This window comes from Macrococcus capreoli (genome assembly GCF_025628935.1).
In the GTDB taxonomy this organism is placed as follows: domain Bacteria; phylum Bacillota; class Bacilli; order Staphylococcales; family Staphylococcaceae; genus Macrococcoides; species Macrococcoides capreoli.
The window spans coordinates 130,015-144,691 of record NZ_JAOTIS010000005.1; the positions used below are offsets into that span (position 1 = coordinate 130,015).

14 protein-coding genes are annotated in these 14,677 nt (G+C 32.8%); all 14 read left to right on the forward strand.

The window, feature by feature from the left end:
• The first annotated feature begins 65 nt into the window (after window positions 1–65).
• Window positions 66–1,892, forward strand: coding sequence for a molecular chaperone DnaK (dnaK, locus tag OCL94_RS05485; protein ID WP_262995375.1), 1,827 nt, complete (start codon window positions 66–68; stop codon window positions 1,890–1,892).
• Between the two features lie 81 nt (window positions 1,893–1,973).
• Complete coding sequence (dnaJ, locus tag OCL94_RS05490; protein ID WP_262995376.1) at window positions 1,974–3,086, forward strand: molecular chaperone DnaJ; 1,113 nt, start codon at window positions 1,974–1,976, stop codon at window positions 3,084–3,086.
• A gap of 2 nt (window positions 3,087–3,088) precedes the next feature.
• A complete protein-coding gene (prmA, locus tag OCL94_RS05495) occupies window positions 3,089–4,024 on the forward strand; it encodes a 50S ribosomal protein L11 methyltransferase (protein ID WP_262995377.1) in 936 nt (311 codons plus the stop codon).
• 1 nt (window position 4,025) lies between these two features.
• A complete protein-coding gene (locus OCL94_RS05500; protein ID WP_262995378.1) occupies window positions 4,026–4,763 on the forward strand; it encodes a 16S rRNA (uracil(1498)-N(3))-methyltransferase in 738 nt (245 codons plus the stop codon).
• Between the two features lie 195 nt (window positions 4,764–4,958).
• The gene (locus OCL94_RS05505; RefSeq protein ID WP_262995379.1) at window positions 4,959–5,348 is read left to right on the forward strand and encodes a hypothetical protein; all 390 of its coding nucleotides are present in this window, start codon (window positions 4,959–4,961) and stop codon (window positions 5,346–5,348) included.
• Window positions 5,349–5,359: 11 nt separating this feature from the next.
• Complete coding sequence (locus OCL94_RS05510) at window positions 5,360–5,704, forward strand: virulence factor (RefSeq protein ID WP_262995380.1); 345 nt, start codon at window positions 5,360–5,362, stop codon at window positions 5,702–5,704.
• On the forward strand, window positions 5,704–6,363 hold the full coding sequence (locus OCL94_RS05515; protein WP_262995381.1) for a DUF5081 family protein: 660 nt from the start codon (window positions 5,704–5,706) through the stop codon (window positions 6,361–6,363). The genes OCL94_RS05510 and OCL94_RS05515 overlap by 1 nt, the downstream gene beginning before the upstream one ends.
• A complete protein-coding gene (locus OCL94_RS05520; RefSeq protein WP_262995382.1) occupies window positions 6,356–6,661 on the forward strand; it encodes a hypothetical protein in 306 nt (101 codons plus the stop codon). The genes OCL94_RS05515 and OCL94_RS05520 overlap by 8 nt, the downstream gene beginning before the upstream one ends.
• A gap of 334 nt (window positions 6,662–6,995) precedes the next feature.
• A complete protein-coding gene (locus tag OCL94_RS05525) occupies window positions 6,996–9,542 on the forward strand; it encodes a polymorphic toxin-type HINT domain-containing protein (RefSeq protein WP_262995383.1) in 2,547 nt (848 codons plus the stop codon).
• A 19-nt stretch (window positions 9,543–9,561) separates the two neighbouring features.
• Window positions 9,562–10,551, forward strand: coding sequence for an SMI1/KNR4 family protein (locus OCL94_RS05530; RefSeq protein WP_262995384.1), 990 nt, complete (start codon window positions 9,562–9,564; stop codon window positions 10,549–10,551).
• Between the two features lie 373 nt (window positions 10,552–10,924).
• Complete coding sequence (locus OCL94_RS05535; RefSeq protein WP_262995385.1) at window positions 10,925–12,229, forward strand: polymorphic toxin-type HINT domain-containing protein; 1,305 nt, start codon at window positions 10,925–10,927, stop codon at window positions 12,227–12,229.
• A gap of 17 nt (window positions 12,230–12,246) precedes the next feature.
• On the forward strand, window positions 12,247–13,242 hold the full coding sequence (locus OCL94_RS05540) for an SMI1/KNR4 family protein (protein ID WP_262995386.1): 996 nt from the start codon (window positions 12,247–12,249) through the stop codon (window positions 13,240–13,242).
• Window positions 13,243–13,292: 50 nt separating this feature from the next.
• Window positions 13,293–13,865, forward strand: coding sequence for an SMI1/KNR4 family protein (locus OCL94_RS05545; protein ID WP_262995387.1), 573 nt, complete (start codon window positions 13,293–13,295; stop codon window positions 13,863–13,865).
• A gap of 62 nt (window positions 13,866–13,927) precedes the next feature.
• Window positions 13,928–14,296: a hypothetical protein gene (locus tag OCL94_RS05550; RefSeq protein WP_262995388.1), complete on the forward strand. Its 369-nt coding sequence runs from the start codon at window positions 13,928–13,930 to the stop codon at window positions 14,294–14,296.
• Window positions 14,297–14,677: the final 381 nt, after the last annotated feature.

The following is a 14,677-nucleotide window of genomic DNA, read 5'->3' on the forward strand; positions in this document are numbered from 1 at the left end:
TACGAAGTAACTTGAATCAAACACAATGTTTTTTTTAAAACGTTAAATAATGGAGGAATTATATAATGAGTAAAGTAATCGGAATTGACTTAGGAACAACAAATTCATGTGTATCTGTATTAGAAGGTGGCGAGCCGAAAGTAATCGCAAATCCAGAAGGTAACCGTACAACACCATCAGTTGTTGCATTTAAAAATGGAGAAACACAAGTTGGTGAAGTAGCAAAACGCCAAGCAATTACAAATCCAAACACAATCATTTCAATTAAACGTCATATGGGTACTGACCATAAAGAAAATATTGATGGAAAACAATATTCACCACAAGAAATTTCAGCAATGATTTTACAAAACTTAAAAGCTACTGCAGAAGCTTACTTAGGTGAAAAAGTTTCTAAAGCTGTTATTACAGTACCTGCATACTTCAACGATGCAGAACGTCAAGCAACTAAAGATGCTGGAAAAATTGCTGGTCTTGAAGTTGAACGTATCATCAACGAGCCAACAGCAGCAGCTTTAGCTTATGGTTTAGATAAAACAGACAAAGAACAAAAAGTATTAGTATTCGACTTAGGTGGCGGTACATTCGACGTTTCTATTTTAGAATTAGGTGACGGTGTATTCGAAGTATTATCTACTGCTGGGGATAACCGTTTAGGTGGAGATGATTTCGACCAAGTCATCATTGACTACTTAGTAGAAGAATTCAAAAAAGAAAATGGTTTAGATTTATCAAATGACAAAATGGCAATGCAACGTTTAAAAGATGCTGCTGAAAAAGCGAAAAAAGACTTATCAGGTGTATCTTCTACTCAAATTTCATTACCATTTATCTCTGCTGGAGAAGCGGGACCATTACACTTAGAAGTGACATTATCTCGTGCAAAATTCGAAGATTTATCTCGTCATTTAGTAGAACGTACAATGGGTCCTACGCGTCAAGCGATGAAAGACGCTGGATTATCAAATTCAGATATCGATGAAGTATTATTAGTAGGTGGATCAACACGTATCCCAGCTGTTCAAGAAGCAATCAAAAAAGAATTAGGTAAAGAACCAAACAAAGGTGTAAACCCTGATGAAGTAGTAGCGATGGGTGCTGCGATTCAAGGTGGGGTATTAACTGGTGATGTACAAGATATCGTATTATTAGACGTAACACCATTATCATTAGGTATTGAAACAATGGGTGGTGTATCTACAGTATTAATCGAACGTAACACTACAATTCCAACATCTAAATCACAAGTATTCTCTACAGCAGCAGATAATCAACCAGCAGTTGACATTCACGTATTACAAGGTGAACGTCAAATGGCAGCAGACAATAAAACATTAGGTCGCTTCCAATTAACAGATATTCCACCAGCACCACGTGGTGTACCACAAATTGAAGTAACATTCGATATCGATAAGAACGGTATCGTTAATGTAACTGCAAAAGATTTAGGTACTCAAAAAGAACAAAAAATCACTATCCAATCTTCATCTTCTTTAAGTGACGAAGAAATCGAACGTATGGTGAAAGATGCAGAAGCAAATGCTGAAGCAGATAAAAAACGCCGTGAAGAAGTAGATTTACGTAACGAAGCAGATCAAATGATCTTTGCTACAGATAAAGCAATTAAAGATTTAGAAGATAAAGTTGATGCTTCTGAGAAAGAAAAGGCAGAAGCTGCAAAAGAAGAATTGAAAAAAGCATTAGAAGGTAATGACATCGAAGCAATTAAAGCGAAAAAAGATGCTTTAAATGAAGTGGTTCAAGCATTATCAATGAAATTATATGAGCAAATGGCACAAGCACAACAAGGTGCTGAAGGCGCTGAAAGCAAACCTCAAGACGATGTAGTTGATGCTGACTTCACTGAAGTTAAAGATGACGACAAAAAATAATAAGTAAGATCTTAAAAGTCAAAGTCAATTTATTGGCTTTGGCTTTTTCTTAAATTGATGTGTAGTAAAGGAGAATGAAACGTGGCGAAAAGAGATTATTACGAAGTACTTGGCCTTCAAAAAGGTGCTTCTAAAGAAGAGATAAAACGCGCATATAAAAAGTTATCAAAAAAATATCATCCTGACATTAACAAAGAGCCAGATGCTGATGTAAAATTTAAAGAAATTGCAGAAGCATATGAAGTATTAAGTGATGAACAAAAGAAAGCACAGTATGATCAATTTGGTCATGCAGGCATGGGACAAGGATTTGGTGGACAAGACTTCGGCGGCTTTGGCGGATTTGAAGATATCTTCAGTTCATTCTTTGGTGGTGCTACGCGACGTGACCCAAATGCACCACGTAAAGGTGACGATTTGCAATATCAAATGAATATTTCATTTGAGGATGCAGTATTTGGTACAGAGAAAGAAATTTCAGTGAAGAAAGAAGTAGAGTGTGATACATGTCATGGTACAGGTGCTAAACCTGGTACGAAAGTAAATACATGTAGTACATGTCATGGCCGTGGTAATGTTCATGTTGAGCAAAACACACCATTTGGTCGAGTAAGAACAGAAAGACCATGTCCGGATTGTGGCGGTACAGGAAAAACTTTCGAAGAGAAATGTCATGACTGTCACGGTACTGGACGCGTCATCAAAACGGTAAAAATTAAAGTAACTGTACCTGCAGGTGTAGATAATGGACAACAAATTCGTTTATCTGGTCAAGGTGAACCTGGCGTGAATGGTGGACCAGCAGGTGATTTATATGTTGTATTCCGAGTACAACCAAGTGATAAGTTTGAGCGTGAAGGCGATGATTTATTCTACACGTTGGATTTAACGATTGCTCAAGCTGCATTAGGTGATGAAATTCAAGTACCGACATTGACTGGTAAAGTCATGTTGACGATTCCAGCAGGTACACAAACAGGTAAACGCTTTAGACTACGTGATAAAGGTGTTGCGAATGTTCATGGTTATGGTAATGGTGACTTATATGTTACAGTAAATGTGAAGACACCAGTGAAAATGACAAATCGTCAAGCGGAATTATTACGTGAATTTGCTGAAATTGATGGCACGGATATTACAGAACAACCTTCTAATTTCTTTGATAAAACTAAACGCTTCTTTAAAGGAGAATAATAATGAATTATAAAGAAATTACGTTAATGATTAATCACGAACTGGAACCTTTTATTGCGGATATATTAAATGAAGTAGGTGCCAACGGTGTCGTGATTGAAGACAGTGAAGAATTAAAAAAAGGACGCATTGAAACATTTGGTGAAATATACGAACTTGACCCTGCGGATTATCCAGAGTCAGATGTACGTGTGAAAGTGTATTTTAGCGAATTGGATTATCATGATGGCATCATCGAAACGATAGAAGAGAAAATTAATCAATTGCATGATGTGAAAGTGACGCGTCTGGAAATTTCGACAGATGAAGTACAGGAAGAAGATTGGGCGAATGAATGGAAGAATCATTTTCATGCATTTAAAGTGTCTGATAAATTTGTGATCGTGCCGAGCTGGGAAAGTTATGACGCGTTACAAGAAGGTGAACACGCAATTCATTTAGATCCTGGTATGGCGTTTGGTACAGGTGATCATGCAACGACATCAATGTGCTTAAAATTAATTGAAAAGTATGTCTTGCCGAATCAATCCGTGATTGATGTCGGGACAGGGTCTGGAATCTTAAGTATTGCAGCACATAAACTTGGCGCTGCACCGATAAAAGCGCTGGATTTAGATGCGGTTGCAGTGAAAGTTGCACAAGATAATTTTGAGAAAAATGATTGTCTGGATGCGATTACGGCTGAACCAGGTAATTTATTAAAAGGTGAAACAGAAAAACGTGATGTAATCTTTGCGAATATATTAGCTCACATTGTTGATTTAATGATTGATGATAGTTACGCATTGTTAAATGATAATGGACTATTTATTACTTCTGGTATTATCGAAGAAAAAGAAACAATGATTGTGGAGCATTTAGAACGCGTAGGTTATCGCATACTTGAAATTACGCGAGACAGTGGATGGATTGCAATTGCCGCTAGAAAAGAGGCATAAGATGCAGCGATATTTTCTTGAGGCACATGCTGAATTAGGTGAACATTATACGATTGCACAGAAAGATGACGTACATCATATTAAGAATGTGATGCGCCAACAAGTTGGAGATCAGTGTATTATCAACTTTATGAATGGCACGATGGTTGTGGAACTGACTGACATCGGAAATGAAGTGACGGTAAGGGCGATTGATCAACTCGATATCCAAACAGAAATGCCGATATCAGTGACGATTGCGAGCGGATTACTGAAGAATGACAAGTATGAGTGGATGATTCAAAAGGCAACAGAACTCGGCGCGCATAGCTTTATACCATTTGTAAGTGAACGAACGATTGTTAAAGTTGATGAGAAGAAGTTTCAGAAGAAATTAGAACGATTTGAGAAGATTGTGAAAGAAGCTGCTGAGCAGAGTTATCGACAAATTGTACCTTATGTTCAATTTGCAAATAGCGGGAAATCACTTGTAAAGGAATTAGAAGTGTTTGATCATGTGCTTATTGCATATGAAGAAACTGCGAAAACGGGTGAAACGAAAAGTTTTACTGAAGCGATAAAGCATATTAAACATGGTGATAAAGTTTGTGTTATATTTGGTCCGGAAGGTGGACTTAGTGAGACGGAAATTGAGTTGTTTGGTGGAACAACTGTAGGTTTAGGGCCACGTATATTAAGAGCAGAAACCGCACCGTTGTATGTTTTATCAGCATTTAGTTTTCATTTTGAATTACAATAAGCATATTAAAAATTATAACGTATTATGAGAAGAAGAAATAGGCGATTGTGCCTATTTCTTTTTTTTTCTATTTTTTTCTATTTTCTATTTTCTTTTTTTATATTTTTGTTTCATGAAAGCATACGATTTTTTGAAATTATAGGAATAAATTTATTATAATAGAAAAGACAAAAATATTTGAAATGAGGTATCGCTATGTTTCACGATATTGAGCAATTTGTAAAAAGTAAATATGAAGATGTTGAAAAGTTTGCTTCTGAAATTGCAGCAGAAATTGGCAGAAGAACTGAATTTGCAAGTAAAGCGATATCTTATGCACAACTCGTTAGTAAGCTTGAAGAGGAAAGTTATACAATTCAACAAGCTTATCGGAATATTGAAGAAGCATTAAGTAATGCAATGCGAAATCAATTATCGATTCATCAAGATAATCCAAATCAATTATACATAGAAAAAAGTGATTTACTTAAAGAAAAGCTAACTTCGTTAAAACAAGATGCACAACAAGCGAAACAAAGTGTTGATCAGGCAATTGAACAGGCACGTATGAAACAATCAGAATATGAAAGTAAAATATTTAGTTAGGAGGGGTAATGATGCATGAAGTATGTTATGCAGGGAGCTCAAATGGTGGTTATCCTGGGATAAAAGCGAAAGAAGATAGAATACAACAAGCATTAAATGATGCGAAGAAAGCAGAGCAAGCATTTAACGAAGCATATCGAATGACAAAAGAATTAGTCAGTTTTATTGAAGGATCAGAATGGCATGGAGAGTATAAGGAATCGGTGTATAACATGATAAATATTATGGCATCATTTCAGGGTGATTTAAATGGAGCAATATCTGAACATGTCGAAGCGATTGATGCATTATATCAAAGTTTAAGTGAATACGATGCATTATCGATTACACAAGCTGTAAGAGGAGTGAATGTGTAATGGTTAATAGAACAGATTATTATACTTATGAAGAATTGAAATTGCTTGCAGGTAGTGATATACCACTTGTTCATTTTGAATGGCGTCAACCGGATGATTTGAATGAGGCAGTATACGCATTAATAGATAAAGGATATTTTACTGAGGATTTATCTTTAACAGAAACTGGGTATGAAATTGCGACATTAATAAAAGCGTATTGTATGCATTTAAGTAATGTCAGAATCGGTGATATTCATTTTAGTCCTTGTATCGATTTAGAGCATAGATATTTTATGTTGAGTAGATTCGAAGAAAATAAGTTTCAGATTCGAATTGTTAGTAATCAAACACTGTTTGCATCTCTAATTGATCAGTATCCGATTTTGCTTCGCCAGGAAGATGCAATTGATTTTGACTTTATGGACGTAGAACAGGAAGCACATGCATTTATTCAGGAAGCAGGTATAGAAAGTGTGACAAATACACTGGAAGTAGAGATATACCATCAATCATTAAATAAAGCACATCGTATATATCAATTGTTTGAACAAAATGATGTCCTTTATATGTACGATGTGGCAGATGAAACCATCAAAGTAGTTAATATTGGGGTTATCAATACATTTATTATTGAAAGTTTAAATTTATCAGCAAAAGAGGTGGTAGTGAATGAGTAAAATACAAGTGTCACCTGATACGATATACGAAGTAATGTCGAAATTAGAAGCGATAAATGCGAAATATAAAGAAGGTGTTGAAGCATTTAATCGGGTAAAAGATAATTCTTATTATCAAAGTGAACGTGCCGTTAAATCAATGGGGACGTATGAAGCAGCAGGTGTTGTTGTAGCAAATTTAGACGATAAATTCTCTCTTGTAGCTGGTTCTGTTGGGTATGCTGTTGAGGAATTTATTAAGCAAGATGAAGCATGGGGAATGGAATTTGCTAAGTTGTATTACAACATTAATGAATAATGTTGCGAAGTAACATAGGTAGAACAACAAATAATGCAGCTAAGTAACTTAGGATGATTAACAAATAATGATAATAAAATTAAAATGCTAGATTATTCATGAAGTCGAATAACTAGAATACAAATTAAACTTGAATATATAAAAACAATTACGTAGATCTAAAAGAATTTAAATAAGTTAATAAGCAAATAAATAAATTATTGGATAAATAAATTATTAAATAATTAAATTAATAGGCAAATAAATAAGAATATAATCAAAAAATTAGAATAAAAGAAAATAAAAAAATTGATTAAATAGTTTTCTAAATATCATATATAAAGGAATGGTGATTTTGAGATCCATAGATTACTTATCGCACGATTATGATAATGAACGTCGGAAGATTCAAAGTATACTTGATGCAGTATCGGGTTCGGACTTTCAAAAAATTGATGACGCCATTCAAGAAATACAGTCGGCAATTAACGCATATGACGTCGATCATGTATGTCACGTTGAAGCGAAAGAAATAGGTCTAACGGGTAAGAAAGTGATGGATTACTATCAATATGAAATGCTGGATTACGTATCACAAATCGATCATCGATTGAAAGAACGGGTGGATGATCCATTTACGACAAAGCTTGATCAAGTGATGGAAAGTATTTCAAATATAAATATCAATGCATTTCATATAAAGAAGAATGGTGTAGATACGCCTTCATTACACGATTCATCAGCACATGTTGTTAAAGAGAAAGTGAAAAACGCTGAAAAAGAAGATGTGTATACGTTAGAGGAATTACTTAAATCTGATAAAAATATTCAGAAGATTATTGATCAAAATTATGCACAATTAAAAAAACAGAAAGAAAATAAAGATTTAAAGCGAACTGACTTTCAAAATATGGTGCTGAAAGGGCAAAGCTTTGATTATGAAAGTTATGAAGAGGAAGCGAAACGGCTTGAGGCCGAAAGGCAGGCGGAATTAAAGAGAGAAGCGCAGGAAAGTAAAGAATTCTGGTTTGAGATGAAAGCGACCGCGGGGATAATTGTGCTTTCTATTATCAACCCCCTTGCAGGTGCAGCGGCAGCTGCTGCATATTCAGCGTATTCTGTACATAATGCGGTGTCTGGAAGGAATCTGGTATCCGGTAGAAAGTTGTCTAATCTTGAGCGAGGGGTTGAAGCAGCGTCACTAATTCCTGTTCCGCCGGCGCTGAAAGGCGCAGGAAAGAAATTATTAATGAAGTCGATTGAGAAGACGGGGTTAAAGGCATCGACGAAAGTGATTACGAGTGGGATGGCACGTCATCTCAAAATGCCTGAACATTTGATTACATTGAAATCCAATTTCGCAGAAAGGTTAAATCAAGCAAGAATTCAAGGATTAGTCGACCAAATCAATGGACATACGGTGGTGAATCAATCCAGGGAATGGGTTTCAAAGTCAAATCAATTTGTTAAGCAAGCGGTAGAGCATACGTTTGACAAAAGCTTTGGGTTAGATAGTTTCTTAAAACCTAAGATGTCAGGTGATCATGTATTAAACCAAATCGTTAAAAATACAAACATACAACGTCTACCATCTGTATTGAGTCAGAAAGTAATTCCTTATCGTGTAGTGAAAGATCGCGTGATGCATGATATATCGCATGTGAAGAAAACAATCGCAAGGCCAGTTGAACAGTTTAGAAAGCACTACGAACCAGCATTCAATCAATTTATTGATAATGTGAGTAGTGGGACGAAACGCGCATTTAATAACTTAGAATATACTAAACTTGTTGGTGAACATTTGCATGTGAAGATGTTTGATAAGCCTGTGTTTCGTTTAACACGAGAAGAATTAGGGATTATACTAAGAAGTAGGATGACGGATGTCAAAGCTAAGTTGTGTGAGTTTAATCTTATTAAGAACTGTTTCTTGGCGGGAACTTTAGTACAAACTAAGTTTGGTTTAAAACCAATTGAAACGATTCAAGTCGGAGATGAAGTTTTATCTCGATGCATGGAAACTGGGTATGTTAGCTATAAGTCAGTCACTGAAACGTTCAGTAAACAAGCAGATGTTATCACTACAATCACCCTCACAAATGGTGAAACCATTCAATCCACACCACATCATTTATACTTCACTACGAATCGAGGCTTTATCGTAGCAGAACAGTTAACTGATGGTGATAAGCTATTAGGTGAGCACAACATCTTATCAATCTCATCCGTTGAGACAACTGAGAAGACGACACAAGTATATAACTTTGAAGTAGCAGATAATCATACATACTTCGTAGGAACAGCGGGTGTGTTGGTGCATAATAAGTGCCGAATAGTATTTAAAGAATTAGAGGATGGTACTATTAAAATAACTCCTAAAGGATTTAAAGATGCAGAAAGTTATCTTGATTATATGTCAAGAAATAAATCATTCATGGATTTTGAAGGTTACAAAGATTTAACAGAAGCTAGTGGTACAATAAAGCATTTAAAGAACTATTTAGAAGAAACGGAAAAGCCTGTGTTAATTAATCAAAGATATGCGAATGGATACCATAAAAAAACAGGTTTGCGATACAATTGTATCGCAGCACCAAGATTTAAACCTGAGGATATAAAATTTGAATTTAAGTTAGAAGATGCAGATTGGACGATAAGTGACTCTAGACAGTTTAAGAAAGCAACAGAAGAGCTTTATGACAAAATATTACAAGATAAAGATTTAGTAAAAAGATTTACAAGTGAACAAATAGAAGCTATTGAAAATGGAGCGGAAAAGATACCCGGCCTCACATGGCATCATTCGGATAAACCTGGAAAATTAGAACTTGTACCGGAAGAACTTCATAAAAAGTCTGGACATTTAGGTGGAAGAGCAACTTGGGGCAATGGTAATAGATAAATTATAAGGAGAGATTACATTGAATTTTGATAGTTTAATAGTAAAAGGTTCTGAATTGAATCTAAACGATATTAAATCATTTGAAAAATGGAGAGGATACAAACTACCCAATGATTTTGTAGAATTTACATTAAAGTATCCATTTGCGCATATGAGTGCTGAATTTGATGCTGAAGGAAGACCAGATTCGATGATAAGTAATATGTTGAGATTTTCAAAAGATGGGTATTCATCGATTTATGTAGATGAAGCCTATGATATAAATGATTTTGGACCATATGTGTTATTTGGAGAAGATCCAGGTGGAAATTATATCGCGTTTGATTATTCAAATGATGAACTGAACCCATCAGTAGTATTTATTGATCATGAGAAGTTAGGATTAATTCAATTACCAGAAAGTAAAACAGTTGAAAAACTGTCTGAAATTGAATATATAAAATTACAAAATAGTAATAGAATCATAGATTATCCAGGATCAATACATTATGTTAGTGAATCCTTTACAGATTTTTTAAAAATATTAAAAATATTAAAAAATAATAAAGTAAGATACTCAAAATATACTTTTAATGAAGATGAATATTATGAAATTTTAAAAACGAATTATGTAAATTCAAATTCGAAGATATACTCTTTTTTAAAAAAATATGGTGGTTCGAAAATATCAGGAAAAACAAATATCGAGATAAACAATGTAAAATTTAATTTAAAAGTTATATTGAATTTTAATTATCGAGATAGTTTGGACTACAGAAACATTATCTCGAATAAAGGTGGAATTTCAAAATATGTGGGACTTTTTCCATTTATTTTAGTAAAAATGGAAGATGAGATATATGGATATTCTGCAATTACATTAAAACAAATTGGTAATCAAATTTCTCTTTACTTGATACCAAATGATGAATTTGAAAAAGATGAAATGATAATTGATGAAAATTTAATTTTTTTATCTGATGATATTGATGAGTTTATAGAAAAATTACTTGATAAAATTTATTTATAATAATTATAAAATACAACAAATAATTAATAAATATATATTTGTTTGTAATATCAAGTTAATCATATTTTGTATAACTTTGATAACATGGTTATGAAATAACTTTAAAAACACTTAGTATATACTGAAATTCATGAAGATGAAAGTCATACTGAAGGAAAAACGTTATAGTAATTTCAAAAATTTTGAATTTAAAATGAATTTAATTAAAATTTTTATACTGTTGTTTAAAGAATTGAATGTGTAATGGGTGTAGCAAAGTGGATTATAATAAATTAGATACCTGAAAAGTAAGAAAATGAATATAAAAAACGAAGAGTCTAAGGTGATTTTAATCCCTTAGACTCTTATCTATAAAATAAACTCATTTTGACATATGAGTCAGAAAGTAATTCCATATCATGTAGTGAAAGATCGTGTGTTGCATGATATATCGCATGTGAAGAAAACAATCGCAAGACCGGTTGAACAGTTTAGAAAGTACTACGAACCAGCATTCAATCAATTTATTGATAATGTGAGTAGTGGGACGAAACGCGCGTTTAACAACTTAGAATATAGTAAACTTGTCGGCAATCATCTGCATGTGAAGATGTTTGATAAGCCTGTGTTTCGTTTAACACGAGAGGAATTAGGGATTATACTAAGAAGTAGGATGACGGATGTCAAAGCTAAGTTGTGTGAGTTGAATCTTATTAAGAACTGTTTCGTGGGGGGAACTTTAGTACAAACTAAGTTTGGTTTAAAACCAATTGAAACGATTCAAGTCGGAGATGAAGTTTTATCTCGATGCATGGAAACAGGGTATGTCAGCTACAAGGCAGTCACTGAAACGTTCAGTAAACAAGCAGATGTCATCAAAACTATCACACTCACAAATGGTGAAACGATTCAATCCACACCACAATATTTATACTTCACTACGAATAGAGGATTCATCGTGGCAGAGGAATTAACTGATAGTGATACGCTGTTGTGTCAAAATCAGTTGATAAGAATTAAATCAATTGAAACAAACGAGAAGGGCACGGAAGTATATAACTTTGAGGTGGAGGATTATCATACTTATTTCGTTGGGAATGTAAGAGCGCTGGTGCATAATAAGTGCCGAATTGTATTTAAAGAACTAGAGGATGGTAGTATATTAATAACCCCTAAAGGCTTTGAAGATGCGGATAGTTATATTGAGCATATGAGAATAAATAAAGAATTTATGGAACATGAAGAGTTTGAGAGTATAGAGCAAGCGAAATTAACGATTGCATACATGAAAAGTTATTTAGAAAATTCTAAAAACCCTAGAATCATTAATCAAAAATATGCCGGTGGAGTTCATGAAATAAGTGAACAAAAAATAAATTGTTTAGCACAGCCAAGGTTTGATGATAAATATGTGTATGGAAAAATAACACTTCCTAAGGAACTATGGATTGCAAGTGATGAAAAACAATTTAAGTATGCAACTAAAATGTTACAAGATTTAGTGAAAAATGATTTCAATTTATCAGAAAGATTTACTAACGAACAACTAGAATCAATAATTAAAGGTTCAGAAAGAATTAAAAATTTAACATGGCATCACTCTGATAAACCCGGAATAATCTTTTTAGTTGACAGAAAAATACATCAATTAACTGGCCATACTGGTGGTAATGTTTTTTGGGGAGAAAATATTAGGTAGAAAAAGGAGTTTTAAAAATGAACATTAATAATTTAGAAAGCATTGTTTCAAAAAGCCGAGAAGTTACTGAAAAAGATATCAAATTGTTTGAAATTTGGCGTGGATATAAACTTCCTGAAGATTTCATTGAATTTAATTTGAAGTTACCTGGAGCATATTTCGAAGGTGAATTTGATGCCGTGGGAAGAAAGAATTCATTAATATCAAATATATTATTATTTAGTAAGGATGATGAAGATTCAATATATATAGATGAAGCATATGGAATTAAGGATTTTGGATCTTTTGTCATATTTGGAGAAGATCCCGGTGGAAACTTCATCGCATTTGATTATTCGAAAGATGAGTTAAATCCGTCTGTAGTATTTCTAGATCATGAAGAATTGGGTTTGATAGAACTACCTGAAGGCACTACCGAAGATGATTTTACCGCAGCTGAAATAGATAAGATGATGAATAGCGATAAACTTATCGATTTTCCATGGGCGATTCATTATGTCTCTCCATCATTTACTGATTTTATGAATAGTTTAAAATATTCAGTCCCTCAAAAATACGATCTACCTTATGAAAAGTTAGATATTAATGAATTTGAGAAATTCATTCATGATATAAAACCAGATGTGCCAGATTCATTCAGAAAATTTATTATTCACTATGCTGGTGTAAAATTTAATGGTCGGGTTGTAAATTTAGAGAAACATGTTGTCAGGATAGATACTGTTATTAACTTTAACAAAAAATCAATAATTGATTACTATGAATATATTTCGTTAAAAGGTGGAGAGGAAAAATTTAAAAATTTAATACCATTTTTGTTAATTAGTTATAATAACGAATTAAGAGATAGTTCAATGATAGCTTTAAATATGGAAAATGATAAAATGAGTATTGTAGTAATACCTCATGACGTTCTTCATAAAAAGGATGTTATTAATGAAAAAGATTTAATCTATATTACTGATAATATTGATAAGTTCTTTGAAGATTTAACAGCAATTATAGAAGGATAGATATATGATAAATCTTTAAGAAATCATACAGTCACAAGGGGAAAACAAATATGGGTATTCAAGATGTGGAAGATTTCATTAAAATTAGAGGGAAGAAAATAAATAAAACTGAAATAGAAAAGTTTGAAGAATGGTGTGGATATAAGCTTCCAAAGGATTTTGTAGAATTTACATTAAAATACCCATTTGCGCATATGAGTGCAGAGTTTGATGCGGATGGAAGACCAGTTTCAATGATAAGTGATTTTTTGAGGTTTTCAAAAAAGGGGTATTCATCGATTTATGTGGATGAAGCATATGATATTACAGATTTCGGACCATATGTTTTATTCGGTGAGGACCCAGGGGGAAACTATATCGCATTTGATTATTCTAAAGATGAATTAAATCCTTCTGTCGTTTTTATAGATCATGAAGAATTAGGTATCATTGAACTTCCAGAAGGTACTTCTGAAAATGATTTTAAAGAAGAAGAATTGGATAAAATGATGAGTAGTGAGAAATTAGAAGACTTTCCATGGGCTATCCATTTCGTAGCAGATTCATTTAATGCATTTATTAATAATTTAACAATATCAGTTTCAAGTGATAAAATTAAAAAAACATTTATGAATTTGATGTAGGAACATTTGAAGACTTCTTAAAAAATTATAAAACAAAATTACCATCATCATATATAAAATTCATGAAAGCATATGGTGGACATAGAATTGATATAGGTGAAGTTAACTATTCGGAACATAATTTTGAAATAACTCACGTATTAAATTTTAATAAAAATTCTACTTTAAATTATGAAAATTATCTATTAAATAAAGGTGGAAAACAACGATTTGGAAAATTAGTGCCATTTCTACTTGTTTCATATAATTGTGATATATTTGATACATCAGCAATTTGCTTAAAAATAGAAAATGAAAATTATAAGATAGTATTAATTAAGGATGAGATATTACACAGTGATAAAGTTATTACAGAAAAAGATGAGATATTATTAGAAAAAGATATTGATTTGTTTTTTAAAGAGATAAAAAATTTAATAAACAATAAATAAAATATAATTTAAAACAGAAGTTCATGATGAAGGATTTCTGTTTTATTTTTATAAATATTTGATTTTGGCAATGTTGTAAATCTAAACAAATAGATTAACTATATAGCTAAATATTTCGAAAATAAAATAATGGAAGAACAATTTTTTTAGAAATTTTTTTGTATTTACATTTTAGTGAAAGATCGCGTGATGCATGATATATCGCATGTGAAGAAAACAATCGCAAGGCTAGTTGAACAGTTTAGAAAGTACTACGAACCATCATTCAATCAATTTATTGATAATGTGAGTAGTGGGACGTAACGTGCGTTGTCAATAGCGGTTTAAAAATGCTGTTTTATGGCGGTTTGAAAATGTCGTTTTTTAGCGGTTTAAGATTGC